24 protein-coding genes are annotated in these 22,713 nt (G+C 71.6%); 15 read left to right on the plus strand and 9 right to left on the minus strand.

From position 1 onward, the window contains the following. Positions 1–44: 44 nt before the first annotated feature. A complete protein-coding gene (gene mce, locus ACZ37P_RS27385) occupies positions 45–515 on the minus strand; it encodes a methylmalonyl-CoA epimerase (protein WP_355349668.1) in 471 nt (156 codons plus the stop codon). 140 nt (positions 516–655) lie between these two features. Between mce and ACZ37P_RS27390 the strand changes: the two genes are divergently transcribed. Both ACZ37P_RS27390 and meaB read left to right on the plus strand, forming a co-directional pair. Then, the gene (locus ACZ37P_RS27390; protein WP_401306279.1) at positions 656–1,855 is read left to right on the plus strand and encodes an acetyl-CoA C-acetyltransferase; all 1,200 of its coding nucleotides are present in this window, start codon (positions 656–658) and stop codon (positions 1,853–1,855) included. A gap of 94 nt (positions 1,856–1,949) precedes the next feature. Next, positions 1,950–2,924, plus strand: coding sequence for a methylmalonyl Co-A mutase-associated GTPase MeaB (gene meaB / locus ACZ37P_RS27395; RefSeq protein ID WP_355349662.1), 975 nt, complete (start codon positions 1,950–1,952; stop codon positions 2,922–2,924). A gap of 34 nt (positions 2,925–2,958) precedes the next feature. Here the strand turns inward: meaB and ACZ37P_RS27400 are convergent, their stop codons facing one another. The 5 genes from ACZ37P_RS27400 to ACZ37P_RS27420 are packed head-to-tail and all read right to left on the minus strand — an operon-like array spanning position 2,959 to position 6,413. After that, positions 2,959–3,447 carry a MarR family winged helix-turn-helix transcriptional regulator gene (locus ACZ37P_RS27400; protein WP_355349659.1) on the minus strand — a complete coding sequence of 163 codons (489 nt, stop codon included), beginning with the start codon at positions 3,445–3,447 and terminating at the stop codon, positions 2,959–2,961. A 55-nt stretch (positions 3,448–3,502) separates the two neighbouring features. Further along, a complete protein-coding gene (locus ACZ37P_RS27405; protein ID WP_391044824.1) occupies positions 3,503–4,282 on the minus strand; it encodes an AIM24 family protein in 780 nt (259 codons plus the stop codon). A gap of 11 nt (positions 4,283–4,293) precedes the next feature. Further along, the gene (locus tag ACZ37P_RS27410) at positions 4,294–4,944 is read right to left on the minus strand and encodes an AIM24 family protein (protein WP_355349656.1); all 651 of its coding nucleotides are present in this window, start codon (positions 4,942–4,944) and stop codon (positions 4,294–4,296) included. Next, positions 4,944–5,582, minus strand: coding sequence for an AIM24 family protein (locus ACZ37P_RS27415; protein ID WP_355349653.1), 639 nt, complete (start codon positions 5,580–5,582; stop codon positions 4,944–4,946). Before ACZ37P_RS27415 ends, ACZ37P_RS27410 begins: the two co-directional genes overlap by 1 nt. 6 nt (positions 5,583–5,588) lie before the next feature. Beyond that, complete coding sequence (locus ACZ37P_RS27420; protein ID WP_355349651.1) at positions 5,589–6,413, minus strand: DUF2127 domain-containing protein; 825 nt, start codon at positions 6,411–6,413, stop codon at positions 5,589–5,591. A gap of 210 nt (positions 6,414–6,623) precedes the next feature. Here ACZ37P_RS27420 and ACZ37P_RS27425 point away from each other — a divergent pair, with 210 nt between their 5' ends. Both ACZ37P_RS27425 and ACZ37P_RS27430 read left to right on the plus strand, forming a co-directional pair. Next, positions 6,624–6,968 carry a DUF3817 domain-containing protein gene (locus ACZ37P_RS27425; protein ID WP_188281912.1) on the plus strand — a complete coding sequence of 115 codons (345 nt, stop codon included), beginning with the start codon at positions 6,624–6,626 and terminating at the stop codon, positions 6,966–6,968. After that, on the plus strand, positions 6,965–7,258 hold the full coding sequence (locus ACZ37P_RS27430; RefSeq protein WP_043383196.1) for an MTH1187 family thiamine-binding protein: 294 nt from the start codon (positions 6,965–6,967) through the stop codon (positions 7,256–7,258). Before ACZ37P_RS27425 ends, ACZ37P_RS27430 begins: the two co-directional genes overlap by 4 nt. An 83-nt stretch (positions 7,259–7,341) precedes the next feature. Here ACZ37P_RS27430 and ACZ37P_RS27435 read toward each other — a convergent pair whose 3' ends face one another. Further along, positions 7,342–8,328 (minus strand): ArsR/SmtB family transcription factor, encoded by a 987-nt coding sequence (locus ACZ37P_RS27435; protein ID WP_467349078.1) that lies wholly within the window; start codon positions 8,326–8,328, stop codon positions 7,342–7,344. Positions 8,329–8,398: 70 nt separating this feature from the next. Between ACZ37P_RS27435 and ACZ37P_RS27440 the strand changes: the two genes are divergently transcribed. Then, positions 8,399–9,745 (plus strand): MFS transporter, encoded by a 1,347-nt coding sequence (locus ACZ37P_RS27440; protein ID WP_391044621.1) that lies wholly within the window; start codon positions 8,399–8,401, stop codon positions 9,743–9,745. 107 nt (positions 9,746–9,852) lie between these two features. Here the strand turns inward: ACZ37P_RS27440 and ACZ37P_RS27445 are convergent, their stop codons facing one another. Further along, positions 9,853–10,968, minus strand: a complete 1,116-nt coding sequence (locus tag ACZ37P_RS27445) for a lipid II:glycine glycyltransferase FemX (RefSeq protein WP_355349677.1) — start codon at positions 10,966–10,968, stop codon at positions 9,853–9,855. Positions 10,969–11,294: 326 nt separating this feature from the next. On the opposite strand from ACZ37P_RS27445, the gene murJ reads away from it, so the two are divergent. From murJ to ACZ37P_RS27485, 8 genes are all read left to right on the plus strand, one after another. Further along, complete coding sequence (murJ, locus tag ACZ37P_RS27450; RefSeq protein WP_391044624.1) at positions 11,295–12,995, plus strand: murein biosynthesis integral membrane protein MurJ; 1,701 nt, start codon at positions 11,295–11,297, stop codon at positions 12,993–12,995. A gap of 42 nt (positions 12,996–13,037) precedes the next feature. Continuing rightward, on the plus strand, positions 13,038–13,727 hold the full coding sequence (locus ACZ37P_RS27455) for a SigE family RNA polymerase sigma factor (RefSeq protein ID WP_467349080.1): 690 nt from the start codon (positions 13,038–13,040) through the stop codon (positions 13,725–13,727). Further along, positions 13,720–14,751 carry a hypothetical protein gene (locus ACZ37P_RS27460; protein ID WP_467349082.1) on the plus strand — a complete coding sequence of 344 codons (1,032 nt, stop codon included), beginning with the start codon at positions 13,720–13,722 and terminating at the stop codon, positions 14,749–14,751. The genes ACZ37P_RS27455 and ACZ37P_RS27460 overlap by 8 nt, the downstream gene beginning before the upstream one ends. A gap of 144 nt (positions 14,752–14,895) precedes the next feature. Beyond that, complete coding sequence (locus ACZ37P_RS27465) at positions 14,896–16,167, plus strand: L,D-transpeptidase (protein WP_467349083.1); 1,272 nt, start codon at positions 14,896–14,898, stop codon at positions 16,165–16,167. A 46-nt stretch (positions 16,168–16,213) separates the two neighbouring features. Beyond that, the gene (locus tag ACZ37P_RS27470) at positions 16,214–16,723 is read left to right on the plus strand and encodes a MarR family winged helix-turn-helix transcriptional regulator (RefSeq protein ID WP_188282203.1); all 510 of its coding nucleotides are present in this window, start codon (positions 16,214–16,216) and stop codon (positions 16,721–16,723) included. 78 nt (positions 16,724–16,801) lie between these two features. Next, entirely contained in the window at positions 16,802–17,143 is a 342-nt protein-coding gene (locus tag ACZ37P_RS27475; protein WP_355349631.1) for a DUF3817 domain-containing protein, read from the plus strand. A 188-nt stretch (positions 17,144–17,331) separates the two neighbouring features. Then, positions 17,332–19,032 carry an acyl-CoA mutase large subunit family protein gene (locus ACZ37P_RS27480; protein ID WP_391044635.1) on the plus strand — a complete coding sequence of 567 codons (1,701 nt, stop codon included), beginning with the start codon at positions 17,332–17,334 and terminating at the stop codon, positions 19,030–19,032. A gap of 153 nt (positions 19,033–19,185) precedes the next feature. After that, positions 19,186–19,377 (plus strand): DUF397 domain-containing protein, encoded by a 192-nt coding sequence (locus tag ACZ37P_RS27485; RefSeq protein ID WP_355349625.1) that lies wholly within the window; start codon positions 19,186–19,188, stop codon positions 19,375–19,377. Positions 19,378–19,417: 40 nt separating this feature from the next. Here the strand turns inward: ACZ37P_RS27485 and ACZ37P_RS27490 are convergent, their stop codons facing one another. Continuing rightward, positions 19,418–20,065, minus strand: a complete 648-nt coding sequence (locus ACZ37P_RS27490) for a TetR/AcrR family transcriptional regulator (RefSeq protein ID WP_355349622.1) — start codon at positions 20,063–20,065, stop codon at positions 19,418–19,420. Between the two features lie 227 nt (positions 20,066–20,292). On the opposite strand from ACZ37P_RS27490, the gene ACZ37P_RS27495 reads away from it, so the two are divergent. After that, the gene (locus ACZ37P_RS27495; protein ID WP_355349619.1) at positions 20,293–21,276 is read left to right on the plus strand and encodes a tetratricopeptide repeat protein; all 984 of its coding nucleotides are present in this window, start codon (positions 20,293–20,295) and stop codon (positions 21,274–21,276) included. A 673-nt stretch (positions 21,277–21,949) separates the two neighbouring features. After that, a complete protein-coding gene (locus ACZ37P_RS27500; RefSeq protein WP_355349616.1) occupies positions 21,950–22,576 on the plus strand; it encodes a DUF6230 family protein in 627 nt (208 codons plus the stop codon). Positions 22,577–22,713 lie beyond the last annotated feature (137 nt).

Consider the following 22,713-nt stretch of genomic DNA (forward strand, 5'->3'; position numbering starts at 1 on the left):
CCCCGGTCGGCCCGGTCACTCTACCGGGCAGGACGGGGGTTGGGTCAGTGGTCCCGGGAGCCCTTCGCTGTCTCTGCCGTGGTCTTTTCCGCCGAGGTGACCAGCTCGGTCAGTACGCCGTGGCAGTCCTTGGGGTGCAGGAACGTGATCCGGGAGTCCATCGAGCCCCTGCGCGGCTCGTCGTAGAGCACCCGTACGCCCTTGTCGCGGATCGCGGCGGAGTCGGCGTCCACGTCCGCGGTGCCGAAGGCGATGTGGTGCACGCCCTCGCCGTTCTTGGCCAGCCACTTGCCGACCGCGGAGTCCTCCCGGGTGGGCTCCAGGAGCTGGAGGTAGCTGGCGCCCCCGTCGGAGGTGCCGTTGATCCTGAGCATGGCCTCGCGTACGCCCTGCTCCTCGTTCACCTCGCTGTGCGCCACTTCGAAGCCGTAGGTGGCACGGTAGAACTCGACGGTCGCGTCCAGGTCGAAGCAGGCGATGCCGATGTGGTCGATGCGGGTCAGCCCAGTAGCCATGGACACAGTGCACCGCACCGGTATGTGGTCACGCAACGTGCGCGCCGTCACACGTTCCGACGGGTGACCGAGCGGCCTACCCCTCAGTACATTGACGATAACCCTCGTTAACTTCTCTCTTCAGCCGAAGGGGCCGCACCATGACCAGCCAGGCACGTACATCCGTGATCGTCGCAGGTGCCCGAACCCCGATGGGCAGGCTCCTGGGCAGCCTGCGCACCTTCTCCGGGTCGGACCTCGGCGGTGTCGCGATCAAGGCCGCGCTCGACCGCGCCGGAATCGGCGGCGACCAGGTGCAGTACGTGATCATGGGCCAGGTGCTCCAGGCGGGCGCGGGCCAGATCCCGGCCCGGCAGGCGGCGGTCAAGGCCGGCATCCCGATGAGCGTGCCCGCGCTCACCGTCAACAAGGTGTGCCTGTCCGGCCTCGACGCCATCGCGCTGGCCGACCAGCTCATCCGGGCCGGCGAGTTCGACATCGTGGTCGCGGGCGGCCAGGAGTCCATGACCAACGCCCCGCACCTGCTGCCCAAGTCCCGCGAGGGACACAAGTACGGCGCGATCGAGATGCTGGACGCGATGGCGTACGACGGGCTGACCGACGCCTTCGAGAACATCGCGATGGGCGAGTCGACCGAGACGCACAACGGGCGGCTCGGCATCGAGCGCGCCCCGCAGGACGAGTTCGGCGCGCTGTCCCACCAGCGGGCCGCCGCCGCGCAGAAGAACGGCGTCTTCGACGCCGAGATCACCCCGGTGGAGATCCCGCAGCGCAAGGGCGACCCGGTGGTCTTCAGCCAGGACGAGGGCATCCGCCCCGAGACCACCGCCGAGTCGCTGGGCAAGCTCCGGCCCGCCTTCAAGAAGGACGGCACGATCACCGCCGGTACGGCCTCGCAGATCTCCGACGGCGCCGCCGCCGTGGTCGTCATGAGCCGCGCCAAGGCGGAGGAGCTGGGGCTGGAATGGCTCGCCGAGATCGGCGCCCACGGCAATGTCGCCGGCCCGGACAACTCGCTCCAGTCCCAGCCGTCCAACGCCATCAGGCACGCGCTCGGCAAGCAGGGCCTGACCGTGGACGACCTCGACCTCATCGAGATCAACGAGGCGTTCGCGGCCGTCGCCGTCCAGTCGATGAAGGACCTGGGCGTCACCCCTGAAAAGGTGAACGTGAACGGCGGCGCCATCGCCCTGGGCCACCCGATCGGCATGTCGGGAGCACGTATCGTGCTGCACCTGGCCCTCGAACTGAAGCGGCGCGGCGGCGGTACGGGAGCGGCGGCGCTGTGCGGCGGCGGCGGACAGGGCGACGCGCTGATCATCACGGTCGCGGGGAACTGACGGGCCCGGCCCTTCGGTTCCACGGCTTTTCCGGGTTCTTCCCGGGTCTTTTCGGGCTTTTTCGGTAGTGAGCGGGAAGAGGGAGCGAACAGACGTGGTGGACGTCCTCACCTTGGTCGAGCAGGCGCGGCAGGGGCGGCCGAGGGCCGTGGCCCGGCTGATCTCGCTCGTGGAGGGGGCGTCCCCGCAACTCCGCGAGGTGATGGCCGCACTCGCGCCGCTGACCGGCGGCGCGTACGTGGTCGGCCTCACCGGGTCGCCCGGCGTCGGCAAGTCCACGTCGACCTCGGCGCTGGTCACCGCGTACCGCAAGGCGGGCAAGCGGGTCGGCGTCCTGGCCGTCGACCCGTCGTCGCCGTTCTCCGGCGGCGCCCTGCTCGGCGACCGCGTCCGTATGTCGGAGCACGCCTCCGACCCCGGCGTCTACATCCGCTCCATGGCCACCCGCGGCCACCTCGGCGGCCTCGCCTGGGCCGCCCCCCAGGCCATCCGGGTGCTGGACGCGGCGGGCTGCGACATCGTCCTCGTCGAGACCGTCGGCGTCGGCCAGTCCGAGGTCGAGATCGCCGCGCAGGCCGACACCTCCGTCGTGCTGCTCGCCCCCGGCATGGGCGACGGCATCCAGGCAGCCAAGGCCGGAATCCTGGAGATCGGCGACGTCTACGTGGTCAACAAGGCCGACCGCGACGGCGCCGACGCCACCGCCCGCGAGCTGAACCACATGCTCGGCCTCGGCGAAGCCCGCGAGGCGGGGGACTGGCGGCCCCCCATCGTCAAGACCGTCGCCGCGCGCGGCGAGGGCATCGACGAAGTCGTCGAAGCCCTGGAGAAGCACCGCGCCTGGATGGAGGAGCGCGGCGTCCTGGCCACCCGCCGCCGGGCCCGCGCCGCCACCGAGGTCGAGCACATCGCCGTCACCGCCCTGCGCTCCCGCATCGGCGACCTCCGCGGCGACCAGCGCCTGGACTCCCTCGCCGAGCGCGTCACCGACGGCACCCTCGACCCCTACGCGGCGGCCGACGAACTGATCGCCGGCCTCACCTCGAACGAGCCCCGGGACCTCTCCTGAGGACTGAGGCGCTGAGCCCCTGAGACCCGCGGGGCTACTTCTCGCGGACCGTGCGGAGGTGGTCGGCCACCGGGGCCATGGCGCGGCGGTAGGTCGCGAGGTCCTCCGGGGCGATGAGGTCGATGAAGTGCGCGCGGACCGCGGCGACATGACGGGGGGCGACCTGGCGCATGGTGGCCCAGCCCTGGTCGGTGAGGACCGCGTAGAGACCGCGGCGGTCGGACTCGCAGTTCTCGCGGCGGACGAGACCGGCCGCCTCCATGCGGGTGATCTGGTGCGAGAGGCGGCTCTTGGACTGGAGCGTGGAGCGCGCCAGATCGCTCATGCGCAGCCGCCGCTCCTCGGCCTCGGAGAGGTTGACCAGGATCTCGTAGTCGTTGTTGGTCAGGCCGAAGGACTGGAGGTCCCGCTCGAGTTGGTACATGAGCAGCCGGCTGACGTCCAGATGGATGCGCCAGGCGCGCTGCTCGTCCTCGGTGAGCCAAGCCGTAGCGCTTTCAGCTTCTGCTGTCACGGTCTCCATAGAGTGAATTCTACCGGCGGTCACACCGCGGATGATCGTCAGGGTAGCGGGACGGTCACCGTCCGAAACGGCCCTGCCCGGGTGCGCCCGCGCCGGGGACGCCGGGTCCGGCCTGTCCCGGCACTCCGCCGGTGTCGACCTCGGCCATCAGCGTCTCGGTGGACTGGAGCAGCACCTGCCCCGCGCCGACGAACTCGAACTGGTGCTCCTCGCCCGACGCCCCGCCGAGCCCGGTCATCGCGCGGATACCGCCGAGGACACCGCGCAGATACGCGTGGTCGTAGTGGTGGCAGGGGGACGGGCAGTCCGCCCAGCCGACCAGCGCCTGCGGGTCGACCCGGATCGGCGGCTCCACGAAGTGCACCGCGCCGTTCGACGCGGCCACGAACTTCCCCGTGCCGATCAGCGTCAGAAAGCCGGGAATGATCGACTGCTTGAGTGCCAGCGTGGGCTCGAAGGCCAGCAGATTCCCCGACCTGATGGTCAGATTGCCGTCCTCCAGATCGTACGAATTGATGTCGTACGACCGGTCGGCGAGCAGCATCTTGCCGCGCCCCTGCGCCACCACCCAGTCCGCGGCGTGCAGCGGCGAGTGGAAACTGGTGGCGACCAGCCGGTCCAGCGGGCCGTGCCCGATCGCGTGGAAGTCGACCTGCCCGTAATAGGCGATCATCTTCCCCTTCTGGAGGAACCACTGCCCGTCCAACTCCACGCAGAAGGCGTACGGGTTGACGTTGTCGTTCACCGGCAGCGTGTAAGGGTCGTACACCACGGGCCCGCCGCTGTCGCCCGGCGCGCCGCCCGGTACGCCGCCCCCCGGAGGGCCCCAGCCCATCGGACCGCCGCTCACAGCTTCTCCTCCGACGCCTGTACGTAGACCATTCCCTGCCCGGACAGCTCCAGTTGGAACGCCTCGCCCGAACCGCGCCCGACCATCTCGCGCCAGCCGAGCGCCGCGGACAGCTTGTTGCGTACGTCGCCGCGGTGGGCGACATACGCCTGCGGGTCGACATGCACCGGGCGCTGCGGGGCGATGGGCAGTTCGATGACACCGCCGTGCGCCATGACGGCGACCGACCCCTTGCCCTGGAGCGTGGTGGTGAACAGGCCCTGCCCGGTGACCTGACCGCGTATGACGCCCATGACACCGCCCTGCGAACCCATGAACATGGTGCCCTGCCGGAGCGAGCCGTCGAAGGCGAGCAGCCGGTCGGCCTCGACGTACAGCGTCTCGCCCGCGAGGTCGATGGAGTGGATGTGGTGCCCGCCGTGCCCGAACATCACCGAGCCGTCGCCCTCGATGGTCATCAGCGGCGTCGCCTCGTTGGCGACCCGGCGGCCGATCATCGACATCACACCGCCCTGCCCGCCGGTGATGCTCGGCGTGAAGGAGACCTCACCGCGGTACGCCAGCATCGCCCCGCGCTGGCTGAACATCCGCTGGCCCGGGGCGATCGCGGCCTCCACCATCTTGGAGTTGATCCTGGTGAACGGCATCAGAGCTGACCCCCGATCGTGGTGCGCTCGCTGGGCTGCACGTACACCAGCCCCTCGCCCTCGAAGCGGATCTGGAAGCTCTCGCCCGACCCCTCGCCGATCACCGTGCGCCAGCCCACCGACTGCTGGAGCTGCTGCCGCAGATTCCCGGTGTGCGCGATGTACGCGCCCGGGTCCACGATCAGCGGCGTCGCGGCCGACACCCGCAGCACGATCGCGGGCCCGTCGGACATCACGGCCGCCTGCCCGGTGCCCTCGACGGTCGTGGTGAACAGGCCGTTGCCCTGCGAGGCGCCGCGCAGCCCGGTGAAGGTGGTGCCGGTGCGCAGCGCGGAGTCGGTGGCCAGCAGATTGCTCGCCTCGACGTAGAGCTTCTCGCCGTTCAGCCGGACCAGATTGATCTCGGTGGCCCGGTCGGCGAAGTAGCACGTGCCGTGCCCCTTCACCTCCATGACGGCCATCGACTCACCGGTGATCCGGCGGGTGACCAGGCCGCGCAGGCCCTCGCCGCCGCCGGTCATCTTCTTGAACGTCATCTCGCCCTCATAGGCGACCATCGCGCCGTTCTTCGCCTTGACGGTGTCGCCGGTGAGGTCCACGGCGAGCACCCGGGTGCCCTGGAGCCGGAAGCGTGGCATCGCGGATCAGACGCCGTCCGCCGTGGACCGCTGCCGCACCGGCAGCGGCGGCTTGGGCGCGTGGTCGCCCGGCACCTCGCCCGCGGCCTCCTCGACCTCCAGCAGCGACGCGCTCCGGCGCTCGGCCTCGAACGCCTTGTGGCCGCCGCGCAGCCCGAACAGCCGCTTGCCGAGCAGGATGTAGAGGACGGCCAGCACATTGAGCGTGATCGTGGCGACCTTGAACCAACTGACCCGCTCGGTCAGCTCGTAGCCCTCGATCGGCAGGAACGCGGCGGTCGCCACCACCGCCAGATACTCCGCCCAGCGCTTGCCCCACCACAGGCCGAAGCCCTCGATGATCTCGATCAGCGCGTACGCCAGCAGCAGGGCGGCGACGAGCTGGAGGGTGGAGTGCTTGTAGTCGAACGTCTTGCGGATGGTGTCGACGACCGGCGAGTGGTCCAGGTCGTAGTGGAAGTGCTCGGCGACCGGCTTGAAGACGGTGAGGTCCTTCTCGAACAGGTCGCGCACCGCGTTCTGCGAGTTGCTGAACCGCCAGACCGCCCAGGCGGCGATCAGGACCAGCAGGCCGCGCAGGATCCGCTCGACGGCCAGGAAGCGCAGGATGAACAGGTCGCGCAGCGCCCGGCCGCGCGGCACCTCGGGGGCGCGGTCGGCGGGGCCGGCGCCGTGCGGGTCGCCGAGGACGAAGTCGCCGCAGCGCAGACAGCGCCACACCGTGCCGACGGCGGTGCTCGCGTGCAGCTTCTGCCGCAGGTGGTTCTCGTCGGGCGCGTAGGTGATGTGCCCCTTGCGGGCGCAGTGCCGCCGGTCCCAGTCCATCGTCATCGTGTCTCGGTCCCCGTTGGGTGGTCGGTCAGGTCGTGCGGATCACGTCGTGCGGGTGGTGCGTACGGGTCGTGTCGTGGACAGGGACGCTATCGCCCGTCCCGCGGTTTCCTACCCCCGGGGCGGACCATCGATACGGGCCGGTGATAATGGGGTGGTCTTGTGATCACGTTCACAAGCCTGTTTCCCGTCACCGACAGTGAGGTTCTCGTGGACCTGAAGACCGCCACCGCCCTGCGCAGACTCCGTCTGATCTCCGCCCCGGAAGCGGTGTCGTTCCTGCTGCTGATGGTCTGCTCGGTGCTCAAGCGGACCACCGACTTCAACGCGGTGCCCGTCATGGGCATGGTGCACGGAGTCCTGTTCGTCCTCTACGTCGTCTTCTGGGCGGACGCCTGGCGCCGCGCCAAGTGGTCGCCGGCCCGCGGCGCCCTCTTCTTCGTGCTGTCCGTCCTGCCCACCGGCGGCTTCTTCGCCGAGCGGATGCTGCGCCGCGAGTCCGAGGAGTCGGTCGTGGCCGCGCGCGGCGCTCAGGGCGAGGCGGTCGGCGCATGATCGTCGCCTTCTCCGTCACCCCGCTGGGCGTCGGCGAGGACGTCGGCGAGTACGTGGCCGACGCCGTCCGCGTGGTCCGCGAGTCCGGGCTGCCGAACCGTACGGACGCGATGTTCACCTCCGTCGAGGGGGAGTGGGACGAGGTGATGGACGTCGTACGGCGGGCCGTGGCCGCGGTCGAGGCGCGTGCGCCCCGGGTGTCGCTGGTCCTCAAGGCCGACATCAGGCCGGGCGTGACGGACGGACTGACCTCGAAGGTCGAGACGGTGGAGCGCCACCTCGCCGAGTAGCGGAGCGGCGGGGCGGCGGAGTGCCGCGATGGCGGACGCCCGGATGGCGGCGGGCGCCGTCAGCGGCCCGTTGTCCCGCGTGCTCAGAACAGCCCGCCGGTCGTGAGCGCGATCCCCAGCGGCGTCCGTTCGTACAGCACCTGGTGCCCGTAGCGCCGGGACGCCAGCAGACCCGCGTCGCGCAGCACCGCCAGATGCGCGGAGACCGACGACAGCGCGAGGGCGTGCCGGTGGGCCAGCGCCGTCGTGGTGCTGGGCGCGTCGAGGTCGCTGAGGATCGCGGCCCGGTTGGCGCCGAGCAGCGCGATCATCGCGGCGGACGCGGTCGGCCCGGTCTCGACCCACAGCCCGCCGATGCCGCGTGCCGGATAGACGACGGTGGGCTGCCAGGGCGGGTCGAAGGCGTTGCCCGCCTCGGGCCAGAAGAAGACGCTGGGCACCAGCACCAGCCCCTGGCCGCTGAGATCCGGCAGGTGCGAGGTGTGCCCCGCCGCCGTCAGCGCGCCCTCCGACCAGCTCAGCTTCGGGTGCAGCGCGGTGAACAGCCGCTGCATGCCGCCGTCCGCCAGCCGCCGCGCGTGATACGCGATGTCCGCCTCGAGCACCGCCCGCAGCCGGGGCCAGTGCGGGGCGAGCAGGGCAGCCCACACATGCTCGTACAAACCGGCCAACTGCCGTACGGTTCCGGCCGGATCGGCGAGCATCGCGCGGCCCCGCTTGCCGTGCTCCGCGCCCGGGGTCTGGGCCAGCGCGGCCTGGATCTGGCGGTGCGCCTCGTCCGGGTCCGTGGCCCGTACGACGTCGAGTTCGTCGTCCAGGGTGCCCAGGGGCGCCTGGGGCGGGGGGTGCAGAAAGTCCGGGGGGTGCCCGTGATCCGGTGCCAGCAGCCACAGCGGAGCCAGGTCGAGACCGGCCGCGGCGGCCCTGACCTGCCGCAACCAGGGCAGGTGGTAGCCGTGTCGGTCCGGCCGGGACAGGGTACGTATCGCCCCCTGGGTCTCCCGCAGCGGTGAGATGGCGAAGCGGCACCGCAGAAGGTCCTCAGCCGCAAATCGCATACGAAACGACATCACGACCCCCAAGATTCGGCTCAGTCCGAAACACTACGATATGCAGTGCTCATGCCACCAGGGTGATGTCATGACAACGGACAGCGAGCACCCCCCACCAGGTGGACGCACCCCATCGCCGACCGGTTCGCAGCCCGCTCCCACCACCCACGGGAAGGGCGACGGCACGCCTCCTACCAGCGGCGCGACCGCCACCGGCGACAGCACCCCCACCGGCTACGGTGCCGTTTTCGCGGTCAGGGAATTCCGCCCGATCTTCGCCGCGCATGTCCTGTCCGTCCTCGGCAGCGTCTTCGCCGAGGTCTCGCTGGCCGTCCTCGTCTTCCGGCAGACCGGCTCCGCCGTCCTCACCGCGCTGATCTTCGCGCTCGGTTTCCTGCCCTACGCGCTCAGCGGCATCCTGCTGTCCGGAATCTCCGACCGGTACCCCACCCGCCGCGTCCTGGTGGCCTGCGATCTGCTCTGCGCGGCCTTCGTCGCGGTGATGGCCGTGCCGGCCACGCCGCTCGCCCTTCTCTTCGTGCTACGCGTGTCCGTCTCGATGATCACGCCGCTGTTCACCGGCACGAGGGCCGCCAGCCTGGCCGACATCCTCCACGGCGACGTCTTCGTGCTCGGCCGCTCCCTGGTGCGGATCGTCGGCCAGAGCTCGCAGATCATCGGCTACGGAATCGGCGGCCTCGTCCTGGTGTGGCTGTCGCCGCGCGCCGCGCTGCTGGTGACGATCGGCACCTTCCTCAGCTCCGCGCTGCTGCTGCGCTTCGGCACCCGCGACCGGCCCGCCCGGGTCACCGGGACCGGCGCCATGATGCGCGACTCGATCGGCTCCGCGGGGCGGCTGTTCCGCAACGCGCGAATCCGCTCGCTGATGCTCATGTGGTGGGTGCCGCCGATGTTCTGCGTCGTCGCCGAGGGCGTCGCCGCGCCCTACGCGGACGCGGCCGGCGCGGGCTCCGCGGGCTTCGGCATCCTGCTCGCCGCGATGCCCGCGGGCACCGTCGTCGGCGAGGTGCTGGCGGGCACGCTGCTCACCCCGTCCGCCCGCGAACGGATCGCCATCCCGCTGGCCGCCGTCTCGATGCTGCCCTTCGTCTGCTTCCTCGTGCACCCCTCGCTGCCGCTGGCGATCGTGCTGCTGCTGATCACCGGGGTCACCACCGCGTACGCGCTCGGCATCGACAAGTGGTTCGTGCACGACGTGCCCGAGGACATGCGCGGCCGGGCCATGTCGCTGCTCGGCGCCGGGATCATGACGCTCCAGGGCGTCGGCATGACGGTCGGCGGCGCCGTCGCGGAGTGGGTGCCGCCCTACGCGGTGATCGCGGGCGCGGGGATACTCGGCACGCTCAGCGTCGTGCCCGTGCTGCGGTCGGTACGCCGTACGCAGCCGATGGGCGCCGCGGCCAGCCCCGCCTGAGCGGCAACGGCCCTTTCGGGGCTACGCGTTGAGCCCGTGGGCCCGTGAGCCCGTGAGCCGGTGAGCCGGTGAGCCCGTGAATTTGTCAGCCCGTGGCCCCCGAGCGTTCAGCGCCGGGTCAGGTACGCGTGCATCGCCCGGTGCAGCGTCTTGTTGACCGCGCCCTGGAGCGGCAGCTCCCACTCGCCCACCGTCTCCACCGCCTCCCCGCCGGTGCCCAACTTCCAGCGCAGCAGCCCGTAGGCGCGCGCCGCAGGGTCGAGGCCGTCGGGCACCCCGCGCATGTCGTAGACCGCCGCGCCCATCGCCTGCGCGTCGCACAGCATCCGCCACTGGAGCGCGTTGCTCGGCCGCACCTCGCGGCGGTGGTCGGCCGAGGCACCCGTCTGGTACCAGACCCGGCCGCCGTCCGGCGCGGTCAACAGCGTGTGCGCGGCGAGGAGTTCGCCCTCGTGCCGCGCGGTGTACAGCCGCATGCGGCCCGGCTCCTCGGCGTTGAGCGCCTCGTACTGCCGCCGGTAGTAGTCCAGCGACCGGCCGAGGTCGAAGCCGTCGCGGGCCTCGGTGACCCGCAGCAGCTCGTGGAAGGCCGGCAGCGCCTCCGGGCCCTCGACACCCGTGCGCACACCGCACTTGGCGGCCTTCTTCACGTTGCGCCGCCACTCCTGGTTGAGGCCGGTCCACAGGTCGTCCAGACCGCGCCCGGCCAGCGGTATCTCGAACACCAGCCGCGGCTGCGCGTCCCCACCCTGCCCGTCCTCGCCGCAGCGCCGCCAACCGCCCTCGCGCAGCCGGTCGGAGACCGCCGCGCCCAACGGCTCGACCAGGTCGGGCAGCACGTCGCCGACCCGGCGCCCGGGGCCCGACGCGTCCTTCAACGTCCGCGCCGTCCACCGCCGGTACGCCAGCGGCGGCCCCATCCGTACCGCGAACGCCCCCGTACCGCGCAGGTGTTCCAGCAGCGGGTCGAGCCAGCGGTCCAGGCGCGGATCGGCCCAGTCCACCGCGGGGCCCTCCGGGAGGTACGCGAACGACCGCCGTACGCCCGGCAGTTGGCGGTACAGGACCAGCGCGGAGCCGACCGGCCGGTCGTGCTCGTCCAGCCAGGCCAGGCTCTCCGCCTGCCAGCCGGACTTCACCCGCGCCCAGGCGGGCGTCTGGAGGAAGCTCGCGGTGTACGGGCCGGGGCGGCGGACGAAGTCGGCGTGCGCGGAGGCGGGCATCGGCAGCAGCCGCAGAGCACCGGTGCCGGTGCCGGTGCCTTTGTCGCCCGCGGCGCGGTCGGAGCCGGAGCCGGAACGCTGGTGAGTGGTCATCGTCAAGGCGTCGTCCTCCGCGCTGCGGGGCGGGCCGGGGCGGCCCGCTCACGAAGGACACGCCCGGCGCGGCCGTCAGGTGACAGAGACTTTTCCGACACCCGCCGTACCGCCCCGCGACTTCCGTCAGCCGTGACCGCCGGGGCAGACTGCGCGTCTGCCCAGGGGACGGGGACCCGCGCGACCAGCCGGTACCGGGCACAGGACGATCAGCGTGAACAGGGGACCGACGGGTGACTTCAGCAGTGGACGGCTCCACGCACCGCAAGGGGCGGCGGGCGCACGCCCGCGACACCAACTCCCTGCGGCGCAGCGGCGGTCTGATGATGGCCGGGTCACTGGTGTCCCGCGCCACCGGCTTCCTGCGGCTGGCGACGATCACCGCCGCGCTCGGCACGGCGGCGGCCGGAGACGCCTTCGGGGTCGCCAACACCGTGCCCAACATCATCTACGCGCTGATGATCGGCGGCGCCCTCCAGTCCGTCTTCGTCCCCGAACTCGTCCGCGCCGCCCGCGAGCACGCCGACGGCGGCCAGGCGTACACCGACCGGCTGCTCACCCTGTGCGCGGTCGCGCTGCTCGCCGTCACCGCCCTCGCTGTGCTCGCCGCGCCCTGGCTGGTCAGCGCGTACGCGCCCGGCTTCAGCGGCGGCCAGCGCGACCTGACCGTGTCGCTGGCCCGCTACTGCCTGCCGCAGATCCTCTTCTACGGCCTGTTCACGCTCCTCGGCCAGGTCCTCGGCGCCCGCGACCGGTTCGGCGCCATGATGTGGACCCCGGTGCTCAACAACCTCGTCGTGATCGCCGTCTTCGGCCTGTACCTCGCGGTCGCGAGCGGGGGCATCGGACACCGGGACGCGCTGCTGCTCGGCCTCGGCAGCACCGCGGGCATCGCGGTGCAGGCCCTCGCGCTGCTGCCGTCGCTGCGCGCCACCGGCTTCCGCTGGCACCCGCGGTTCGACTGGCGCGGCGCCGGACTGACCCAGCCGATGCGGGCCGCCGTGTGGACGCTGCTGCTGGTCCTGGTCAACCAGGGCGCGTACTGGGTGGTGACCCGGCTGTCCACCTCCGCCGGACTGCGCGCGCTGGCCTCGGGCCACTCCACCGGCGTCGGCTACGCCGCCTACAGCAACGCGTACAGCCTGTGGGTCGTCCCGCAGGGCATCGTCACCGTGTCGCTGGCCACCGCGCTGCTGCCGCGCATGAGCCGGGCCGCGGCCGACGGCGACCACGCGGCGATCGGCGCCGACCTCACGCGCGGCCTCACCGTCTCCGGCACCGCCGTCGTCCCCGCCGTCTTCGCCTTCCTCACGCTCGCCCCGCAGATCACCGGCGTCGTCTTCCAGCACGGCGCCACCAGCGAGGCGGACGCCCGCGCCATCGCCTGGATGCTGGTCGCCTTCGCCGTCGGCCTGCCCGCCTTCGCGGGCCAGTACCTGCTCGCGCGCGGCTACTACGCGCTCGGCGACACCCGTACGCCCTTCTTCCTCAACGTCCTCATCGCCGCCGTCAACGCCGCGAGCGCCGCCGCCTGTTACGCGCTGCTCCCGGCCCGCTGGGCGGTCACCGGCATGGCCGCCGGATACGCGCTCGCCTGTACGGTCGGCCTGCTGGCCACCGCCGCGCTGCTGCGCCGCCGCCTGGGCTGGCGGCCCCGCGTCCTGGGCCACCACGTACGGCTCACCGCGGCCTTCCTGCCGGGCGCGGCCCTGGCGCTGCTCACCGCCCACGCCGTCACCGCCCGGCTCGGCGGCGGCCCGGCCGGCGACCTCACGGGCCTGCTGCTGGGCGCCGCCGCCCTGTGCCTGCCCGCGCTGGTGCTGGCCCGGCCGCTCGGGCTCGACCTCGGACCGGTGTCGCGGCTCACGGGAGGGCCTGCCAAGAGGCGCGGCGCGGGGCCCACGGAAAAAAACTCCCGTCCGCCTGTCACATAAGGCCGCCGCCGCGCGTGTAGTTCTGAGGGAGGGAAGAACCACATGACCGCACAGCCAGAACCGGCGGCGGACTTCGACCAGTTCTACGCCGCCACGGCGAAGCGCATGGTGGCCGTCGTCTACACGATCACCGGGGACCTGGGTGAGGCGGAGGACGCCGTGCAGGAGGCGTACGCCAGGGCATGGCAGCGCTGGCCGAAGCTCACCGCGGAGGGCGACCCCGCGCCCTGGGTGCGTACCGTCGCCGTACGTCTGGCGGTGAGCACCTGGCGCAAGGCCCGCAACCGGGTGCGCGCGCACTTCCGGCACGGGCCGCCGCCCGACGCCCCGGCGCTCGCACCCGACCGGGTCGCGCTGATCGACGCCCTGCGCGCGCTCGGCGACGACCAGCGCACCGCCGTGGTCATGCACCACCTCCTCGACCTGCCGGTGGAGGAGATCGCCCGGCAGACCGGCGTGTCCAGCGCCGCCGTACGGACCCGGCTGAGCCGGGGGAGGAGAGCACTGGGGGCCCTGCTCAAGGACGACCCGGCGGACGACGCGGAGCCCGAACCTGCCGCGTACGCGTCCGCCGCCCACGACACCGCCGGTCGCGGCGCTCACGACCCCGCCGGTCGGGACGCCGCCACCGCTACCGCTACCGCCACCGCTACCGCCACTGCCACCGCCGACGACGCACGCCACGCACGTGCGGCGCGCCACCGCACCGAGGAGGTGCCCCTCCATGGCTGACCCGTTCGGCCGCCCGGCCGGTCCCGACCCCCTCGGCACCGCCGCCGACACCCCCGCCGCCGACATGGACACCGACATCGGCTCGGACTCCGACATCGGCTCGGGCTCCGCCGATCCGCTGGACGAGCGGCTGCGCGGACTCGCCCGCGACACCGAGCCGTTGGTCGTACTCGCCGGGGCCCCGGCCGCCCGCAGGCTCGGCGAACGGCGGCGCGCCCGCCGCAGGACCGGGGCCGTGTCGCTGGTCGCGGCCCTCGCGGTCGCCGTCGGCACCTGGCAGTTGCTGCCCGGCTCCGACGGCCCGCGCGGCACCGGCGCGCTGCCGGGCACCGTCGCGTCCACCACGCCCCCGCCGGAGCCGCCCGACCCGGCCGCCCTGGCCCACCGCCTCACCGACGAGCTGCTGCCGCCCGGCGCCCTGCCGTTCTTCCCGGTGGCCCCCTGGAAGACCCTCGCCCCGGGTACCGCGCTCAAGCTCATGGGGGCCTGCCCGGTACCGTCTCCCGCCGGAGACGTACGGGCCGGCGCGGTGCGGCTGTACGGCGCGTCGGCGGGGGAGGAGGCGGAGTACCTGCTCTACGCGTTCACCGACGCCGAGGCCGCCCGCTACCGGACGGAACGGTTCGGCGAGGCGGTGAAGGACACGTGCGGTGTCGAGCTGACCACCGACCTCGGCACGACCGGTGAGGCCGCCGACAGTCCGGTCACCTACCAGGGCAGCAGCAGAACGGGCACCGGGGTGCAGATCCTGATGAACCGGCAGGGTGCCTACCTCGCCGTGCTGCTGATCCGCGGGCTGGGGAACCCGCTGGGCTCCGGGAGCGACTATGCCAACAAGCACCCGCAGCCGATCGCCTGCATCGCGGCGTCGCTGAACCGGCTGACGGAGGCCGGCGCGCGACCGAGCGCTTCCATGTCGCCGCCGGACGTCTCCATCGACGGCACCAGCGGCGGGGTCGGCAGCGGGGTCGGCGGCGGGTCCACGATGTCGCGCGGCTTCGTCGGCGACGGGAAGTCGTGCTGAGCCGCCGCGTTCTGTCCTGACCTCATCCGCCGCCGACCTGCCCGCCGCCGAGCCGAACACCGCCGCCCCGATCACCGCCGATCCGAACACTCTTCGCCCCGACCACCGTTCGCCCCGATCACCTCTGACAAGGAACCGACTGCCGTGTACCGCACTCGCATACGCAACCCCCGACCGCGGGCGCTCGCCGTGCCCGCCCTCCTGCTGGCCGTGGCGATGGGCGTCACCGCGTGCGGCGGCCACGACGGCGACAAGGCGGGCGGCTCGTCCGACGGCAAGGGCGCGGGCCGGTCCGCGTCCGCCGACTCCGGCGCGCGGATCACCGTCACACCGGCCAGGGACGCCGCGGACGTCGACCCGGCCGCGCCGGTCAAGGTCACCGTCGACGGCGGCACACTCGGCACGGTCACCGTGACCCCCGAGGGCACGTCCAAGGACGGCGTGACGCCGATCGAGGTGACCGGCGCCCTGGACGCCGCCAAGCACACCTGGACCTCCGACCGCACGATGACCCCCGGCACCGCCTACACCGTCCAGGTCACCGCGGCCGACAGCGCGGGCAAGCAGACCCGTACCACCAGCGCCTTCCGCACCCTCACGGCGGCCAAGGTCAACGGCGTCACCCCGACCCCGCTGAACAACGCGGTCGTCGGCGTCGGCCTGCCCGTCTCCCTCGCCTTCGACAAGCCGGTCACCGACAAGGCGGCCAGGGCGGCGGTCGAGAAGGCGCTCACCGTCACCACCAGCCCGGCCGTCCAGGGCAGTTGGGGCTGGATCACCGACCCGCTGACCGGCATTCAGCGGGTGGACTGGCGGCCGGACGCGTACTGGACGCCGAACACCAAGGTCACGCTGACCGCCAAGCTCAGCGGCATCGACACCGGGGGCGGGCGCTATCTGCGCCGCGACATCCACGACACGTTCACCATCGGCACCGCCCGGATCTCGTACGTCGACCTCAAGGCGCACACCATGCGGGTCACCGAGAACGGCAAGACCGTCAAGAACTTCAAGATCTCCGGCGGCAAGCCCGCCTTCCCCACCTGGAACGGGCAGATGGTGGTGATCAGCAAGCAGTCCACCGTGCGGATGACGTCCTCGTCGGTCGGCATCGCCACCTCCGAGGACTCGGCGGACTTCTACGACAAGGACGTGAAGTACGCGGTCCACATCACCACCTCCGGCACGTACACCCACGCGGCGCCCTGGAACGACGCGATGATGGGCGTGCAGAACGGCAGCCACGGGTGCATCGGCATGCACACCGCGGACGCCAAGTGGTTCTTCGACCGGGCGGTCCGCGGCGACCTGGTGATCACCTCGGGCTCCACGCGCGCCACCGTCGACAAGGGCAACGGCTTCGGTGAGTGGAACCTCGGCAAGGACGCGTGGCGCCGGCTCAGCGCGCTCGCCTGACGAGACACTTGTGCCCACTATGTGACCGACGGGTAGGCTCTTCGCCGTGTCAAAGCCGCTGAGCCTGCCCTTCGATCCGATCGCCCGCGCCGACGAGCTGTGGACCCGGCACTGGGGCGGGGTCCCCTCGATGGGTGCCATCACCTCGATCATGCGCGCCCAGCAGATCCTGCTCGGCCAGGTCGACGCGGTGGTCAGGCCGTACGGGCTGACCTTCGCGCGGTACGAGGCGCTGGTGCTGCTCACCTTCTCCAAGGCGGGCGAGCTGCCGATGTCCAAGATCGGCGAGCGGCTGATGGTGCACCCGACGTCCGTCACCAACACCGTGGACCGGCTGGTCTCCGCCGGTCTCGTCGCCAAGCGCCCCAACCCCAACGACGGCCGCGGCACCCTCGCCTCGATCACCGACAAGGGCCGCGAGATCGTCGAGTCCGCCACCCGCGACCTGGTCGCCATGGACTTCGGCCTCAGCGCCTACGACGCGGAGGAGTGCGGCGAGATCTTCGCGCTGCTGCGCCCCCTGCGGATAGCGGCGGGCGACTTCGAGGAGTCCTGACCTGCGGTCGGCTCCGCGCGTCCCGTCGTCCCCCGACCCGGATGAGCCCGGCATTTCGGGGCGGCTAGGCTCGATGCCATGAAATCCAGCGTGCTGACCCGCTACCGCGTGATGGCCTACGTGACAGGCGTGCTGCTGATCGCGCTCACCCTGGGCGTGATCGCCAAGTACGTGTTCGACATCAATGGCGCGGGCACCTTCACCAGCGCGGTGGGCTTCGCCCACGGCTGGCTCTACGTTGTTTACCTCGTTATGGCCTTCGACCTGTGCAACAAGGCGAAGTGGCCGATCGGCCGGATGGCCTGGGTGCTGCTGGCGGGCACCGTCCCGACCGCCGCGTTCTTCGTGGAGCGCCGCGTGACGCGTGAGCTGGCGCCGAAGGTGATCCAGCCGGAGAAGCCCGAGCCCGTCAACGCCTGAGCCTGTCGACGCCTGAGCCCGTCGACCGCCTGGGCGCGTCAAGCCCGCGCCCGTCAAGCCTGGGCCCGTCAAGGCCGTCACGTCTGGGCCGTCATGCCCGGGCCCCGGCCCTCTGAGACCCGGCTCACCCCAAGGGTGAGCCGTGTTCCCATCGACATTTACTAGGACGTCCTAGTAAATTCAAGGGTATGGACTCCCAAGGCATCGAGACAGGCCGCCAGCGCTGGCAGGCACGGTACGACTCAGCCCGTAAGCGGGAGGCCGACTTCAGCACGCTCTCGGGCGACCCCGTGGAGCCGGTGTACGGCCCGCCGGCGGGTGCGGACGTCCCCGGGTTCGAGCGGATCGGCTGGCCGGGCGAGTACCCGTTCACACGCGGACTGCACCCGACCGGCTACCGGGGGCGTACGTGGACGATCCGGCAGTTCGCCGGATTCGGCAACGCGCGGCAGACCAACGAGCGCTACAAGATGATCCTGGCCGCGGGCGGCGGCGGCCTCTCCGTCGCCTTCGACATGCCGACCCTGATGGGCCGCGACTCCGACGACCCCCGCTCGCTCGGCGAGGTCGGCCACTGCGGTGTCGCCATCGACACGGCCGCCGACATGGAGGTCCTGTTCGACGACATCCCGCTCGGCGACGTCACCACCTCGATGACCATCTCCGGACCCGCCGTCCCGGTCTTCTGCATGTACCTGGTCGCCGCCGAGCGGCAGGGCATCGACCCGGCCGTGCTCAACGGCACGCTCCAGACGGACATCTTCAAGGAGTACATCGCCCAGAAGGAGTGGCTCTTCGAGCCCGCCCCGCACCTGCGGCTGATCGGCGACCTGATGGAGCACTGCGCCGCCTCCATCCCCGCGTACAAGCCGCTGTCCGTCTCCGGATACCACATCCGCGAGGCCGGGGCGACGGCCGCGCAGGAGCTGGCGTACACCCTGGCCGACGGCTTCGGCTACGTGGAACTCGGCCTGTCGCGCGGCCTGGACGTCAACACCTTCGCGCCCGGCCTGTCCTTCTTCTTCGACGCGCACCTCGACTTCTTCGAGGAGATCGCCAAATTCCGCGCCGCGCGCCGCATCTGGGCCCGCTGGATGCGCGACGAGTACGGCGCCACCAGCGACAAGGCGCAGTGGCTGCGCTTCCACACCCAGACCGCCGGGGTGTCGCTGACCGCGCAGCAGCCGTACAACAACGTCGTACGTACCGCCGTCGAGGCGCTGTCCGCCGTGCTCGGCGGCACCAACTCGCTGCACACCAACGCCCTCGACGAGACGCTGGCGCTGCCCAGCGAGCAGGCCGCCGAGATCGCGCTGCGCACGCAGCAGGTGCTGATGGAGGAGACCGGCGTCGCCAACGTCGCGGACCCGCTGGGCGGTTCCTGGTACGTCGAGGCGCTGACCGACCGCATCGAGGCCGACGCGGAGAAGATCTTCGACCGGATCAGGGCGCTGGGCGCCAAGGCCGTGCCGAGCGGCGAGCACCCGATCGGGCCGATGACCTCCGGCATCCTGCGCGGCATCGAGGACGGCTACTTCACCGGCGAGATCGCCGAGTCCGCCTTCCAGTACCAGCGCTCCCTCGAAAAGGGCGACAAGCGCGTCGTCGGCGTCAACGTGCACCACGGCTCCGTCACCGGCGACCTGGAGATCCTGCGGGTCAGCCACGAGGTGGAGCGCGACCAGGTCCGCGACCTCGCCTCCCGCCGTACCGCCCGCGACGACGCCGCCGTCCGCACCGCCCTGGACGCCATGCTCACCGCCGCCCGCGACGGCTCCAACATGATCCCGCCCATGCTCGACGCCGTCCGCGCCGAGGCCACCCTCGGCGAGATCTGCGACGCCCTGCGCGCCGAATGGGGCACCTACACCGAGCCCGCCCGCTTCTGACCCGCGGTGGTACGCCGCCGGTCGGGCCGTGGCCTGTCGTCCGTCCGGCGCGCCGTGTAGTCCGTCGTCGTCACGGCCCGTTCCGTTCGCTGTTCGCTGGGTAGCCTCGACATCTCGTGCGCAATCCACCGGCCCTCCAGCGAAAGGACGTTCGTGGCCCTTGAAGCGACCGTCGGCGACGACGGGATGATTCACATCCGCGAAACCGAGCAGCCGGAGATCGTGGCCGTCACCACCCCCGCCAAATGGGAGGCCTTCGTCAAGGGCGTCCGCGCCGGGGAGTTCGACCACTTCGTGGCAGGCGTGGAGACCCCGGAGTGCGGCGCTGTGAACGCGACCCCCTGACGCCGGGGCCGGCCGCCTCCGGCCCCCTGGCTCCGGCCCCCTAGCTCCTGACGCCGGTGAGGCCGGTGGTCAGGAGGAGGGCGAGGCGGTCGGCCCAGTCGGGGTCGACCGGGCCGGCGCTGACCATCACGCGGTGGACGACGGTGCCGGCGATGACGTCGAAGATGAGGTCGGCGTCGCGGCCGGCGAGGGCGGGGTCGCACGGAGCGGGCGGGTCCGGGGGGAGTTCGCCGCGCTGCTGGGCGCGGTGGCGGCCGAGGAGGACGAGGTGCTTCTGGCGGTCGACGATCGCCTCGCGGATGCGCAGCCGCAGGGCGTCGTCGTGGGTGGCCTCGGCGACGACGGCCATCAGGCCCGTTCTGATGGCGGGCCGGTTGAGGAGTTCGGCGAAGCGCAGGACCACGCCGCGGATGTCGGCGTGCAGGCTGCCGAGGTCCGGGAGGTCGAGCTGCTCCTCGAACAGGGCGGCGATGGCGTCGACGACCAGCTCGTTCTTGCCGTTCCAGCGCCGGTAGAGGGTGGTCTTGGCGACGCCCGCGCGGGCCGCCACGTCGCTCAGCGTCAGCTTTCCCCAGCCCAGTTCGACCAGCGCCTCGCGGGTGGCGCCGAGGATCGCGCGGTCCGCCTCGGCACTTCGCGGGCGGCCGGTGCGTCTGTGAGGGGCGGGGGGCTCCACGAGCGGCTCCATAAGGCGGACCATACCGGCCGGTAGGTTACGTGACGAGTGACCGGTATCACATCGGGCGGCTTCCGCCGGGCAGCTCAGGGCAGTTACGCTACGACCCGTAGCGAAACGTGCGACAACCACGGGTGCGGATGGGGATCCGCACCGACAGCACCGCTCAGCACCACCAGATCCGGGGTCTATCCGGGGTCTGTGCACGATCGGCTCCGGTAGGGGGGAGGATTGACCTCATGCAGCCACGGAACATGTCCATGAGCGGCGTGGTCGACCTCGCCGCGGTGAAGGCGGCCGGTGAGGCCAAGGTGAAGGCCGAGCAGGCCAGGGCGCAGCGGCAGGACCCCGCGAACGCCGACGCCCACACCGCTTCGCCGCTCGTCATCGAGGTGACCGAGGAGACCTTCGAGAGCGACGTCCTCCAGCGCTCCGCCGAAGTCCCGGTCGTCATCAGCTTCTGGGCCGACCAGGCCGACGCGAGCAAGCAGCTCAACGCGGTACTGGAACGGCTCACCGCCGAGTACCGCGGGCGCTTCGTCCTCGCCACCGCCGAGGTCTACGCCAACCAGATGCTCTTCCAGCAGTTCGGTGTCCAGGGAGTGCCCGCGGTCTTCGCGGTGCTGGCCGGGCAGGCCATGCCGCTCTTCCAGGGCAGCGCGCCCGAGGACCAGATCACCGAAGTGCTCGACCAGTTGATCGCCGTCGCCGAGCAGCGCTTCGGCATCGTCGGCCCCGAGGTCGACACGGACGCCGCCGCCCAGGGCGCGGCCCCGGCCGCCGAGGCGCCCCCGCGCCCGGCCACCCCGCAGGAGCTGGCGCTGTCCGCCGCGCACGACGCGCTGGACGCCGGTGACCTGGGCGGCGCCATCCAGGCGTACCGCAATGTGCTCTCCGACGAGCCGGGCAACGCCGAGGCCAAGCTGGGCCTGGCCCAGGCCGAGCTGCTCGACCGCGTACAGGGCGCCGACCAGCAGGCGGTCCGCGAGGCCGCCGCCGCGTCACCCTCCGACGTCACCGCGCAGCTCGCCGCCGCCGACCTCGATCTGGTGGGCGGTCATGTGGAGGACGCCTTCTCGCGGCTGGTGGACACCGTGCGCCGCACCGCGGGCGACGACCGCGACGCGGTCCGCGTACGGCTGCTGGAGCTGTTCGAGGTCATCGGCCCCGACGACCCCCGGGTGGTCGCCGCGCGTACGGCGCTGATCAGAGTCCTCTTCTGAGGCGGCCGGGCGGCTGAACGGGACGCTCCGCCGAGCTGACCCTGCGGTCAGTTACCGCCGGTTCCCCGAGTGCCCGCCCCGGTTTTACTCAGAGATTTAGCGATACGGCGACCGCACTTTATCAAACCGTGACAATGGGCGGTCGCCGTTACCTCCGGTAAGAAATCAGCTCCGTTTCGACCGCTGATGTTCTTTATGTCGGATTTACATGCCCCGGCCTTCCTCACTCTGCGTGAAATCGCCCCGTCCGGGGCGCACGGCCGCGACACCCATCCGTTACTCGCTAGTAATGAGCCCCTTGTGCGGCGCGCCCGAATGGACCACGATCGGCCAAGCTCGGTCCGTTGCCACAGCCCGGCCGCCAGTCGGCGCCACGGTCCGCGGGTCCCCGCCGAGTGGGTGCGTACGGCTCATGCCGCCGCTCCGGGACAGGGGGGTCTTCGCCTACCGGCGGAGCCTGTCCAGCAGGTTGCGCGAGAGCGTGGCCAGTGGTTGTCGCTCGGGGGTGATCGCCGAAGATTCGGACACCGCCGTCCGTACTCCTTGCTTCTTCGTGGGGAGGGACGGTCCGCCGATCACCGGCGCTCTCCTTCCCGAGGACGTAGCACTTCTCCCATCCCAGGCCAGGACCCGAACATCCCGGCCGGAGATGTACGTCCGAGAAGGAGGAAAAATGGAGTCGCTCGTTCGTGGCGGTACCAGATGGCGGCGGTTCGCCGTCGTCATGGTGCCGAGTGTCGCGGCTACGGCCGCGGTGGGTATAGCCATCGCTCAGGGCGCGCTCGCCGCGTCGTTCAGCGTGTCAGGTCAGCAGTTCAAGGTAACGGCGGATCACCTGGACGGCACCGGCTTCGAGCAGTACGGCGCGCTCGACGTTCAGCACGGTGGCAAGTACATTCCGGTCGCGGTCTCGGCGTTCACCGACGCCACCATCAACGGCCTGTGCCAGTCCGTGGTCGTCCCGACGCCGATCGGTGACGTGACCCTGAAGTTGACCGCCGGCAAGGACCCGAAGAAGCCGGTTGTGGCACACAACCTCTACATCGACCTCGACCAGCTCGACGCCGATGCGGAGTTCCGGAACATCAACATCGGTGTCGCGGCCGGTGACAGTCACAAGGGTCCTGGCATCAAGGACAAGGACGCGACGGACCCAGGGTCGTTCGCCCAGGAGGCCGACCGGGCCATCCTCGACGGCGTGCACCAGACCGCCTGGGCCACCAGCGCGGGCACCTTCAAGCTCGCGGGCCTCAGCCTCGGCGTCAAGAAGGGCTCCGGCGCCGGGGTGGAGTGCTACTAAGCACCGCCTGAGTGGTCCGGGGGGGGGGGGGGGGGGGGGGGGCCCCCCCCCCCCCCCCCCCCTCTTTCCCCCAAAACCCTCCCCCGGAGACTTTTTTTCTTCGTGTCCCGTTTCCAGGAATGAGAGAGCCGAAAAGA

Source organism: Streptomyces sp. NPDC024632 (assembly GCF_055559175.1).

Coding starts and splice junctions, on each gene's coding strand:
- mce (WP_355349668.1), bottom strand. CDS start 515: ATGGCTACTGGGCTGACCCGCATCGACCACATCGGCATCGCCTGCTTC.
- ACZ37P_RS27390 (WP_401306279.1), top strand. CDS start 656: ATGACCAGCCAGGCACGTACATCCGTGATCGTCGCAGGTGCCCGAACC.
- ACZ37P_RS27400 (WP_355349659.1), bottom strand. CDS start 3,447: ATGGAGACCGTGACAGCAGAAGCTGAAAGCGCTACGGCTTGGCTCACC.
- ACZ37P_RS27405 (WP_391044824.1), bottom strand. CDS start 4,282: ATGGGCTGGGGCCCTCCGGGGGGCGGCGTACCGGGCGGCGCGCCGGGC.
- ACZ37P_RS27410 (WP_355349656.1), bottom strand. CDS start 4,944: ATGCCGTTCACCAGGATCAACTCCAAGATGGTGGAGGCCGCGATCGCC.
- ACZ37P_RS27415 (WP_355349653.1), bottom strand. CDS start 5,582: ATGCCACGCTTCCGGCTCCAGGGCACCCGGGTGCTCGCCGTGGACCTC.
- ACZ37P_RS27420 (WP_355349651.1), bottom strand. CDS start 6,413: ATGACGATGGACTGGGACCGGCGGCACTGCGCCCGCAAGGGGCACATC.
- ACZ37P_RS27430 (WP_043383196.1), top strand. CDS start 6,965: ATGATCGTCGCCTTCTCCGTCACCCCGCTGGGCGTCGGCGAGGACGTC.
- ACZ37P_RS27435 (WP_467349078.1), bottom strand. CDS start 8,328: ATGTCGTTTCGTATGCGATTTGCGGCTGAGGACCTTCTGCGGTGCCGC.
- ACZ37P_RS27440 (WP_391044621.1), top strand. CDS start 8,399: ATGACAACGGACAGCGAGCACCCCCCACCAGGTGGACGCACCCCATCG.
- ACZ37P_RS27445 (WP_355349677.1), bottom strand. CDS start 10,968: ATGCCCGCCTCCGCGCACGCCGACTTCGTCCGCCGCCCCGGCCCGTAC.
- ACZ37P_RS27455 (WP_467349080.1), top strand. CDS start 13,038: ATGACCGCACAGCCAGAACCGGCGGCGGACTTCGACCAGTTCTACGCC.
- ACZ37P_RS27460 (WP_467349082.1), top strand. CDS start 13,720: ATGGCTGACCCGTTCGGCCGCCCGGCCGGTCCCGACCCCCTCGGCACC.
- ACZ37P_RS27475 (WP_355349631.1), top strand. CDS start 16,802: ATGAAATCCAGCGTGCTGACCCGCTACCGCGTGATGGCCTACGTGACA.
- ACZ37P_RS27480 (WP_391044635.1), top strand. CDS start 17,332: ATGGACTCCCAAGGCATCGAGACAGGCCGCCAGCGCTGGCAGGCACGG.
- ACZ37P_RS27490 (WP_355349622.1), bottom strand. CDS start 20,065: ATGGAGCCGCTCGTGGAGCCCCCCGCCCCTCACAGACGCACCGGCCGC.
- ACZ37P_RS27495 (WP_355349619.1), top strand. CDS start 20,293: ATGCAGCCACGGAACATGTCCATGAGCGGCGTGGTCGACCTCGCCGCG.
- ACZ37P_RS27500 (WP_355349616.1), top strand. CDS start 21,950: ATGGAGTCGCTCGTTCGTGGCGGTACCAGATGGCGGCGGTTCGCCGTC.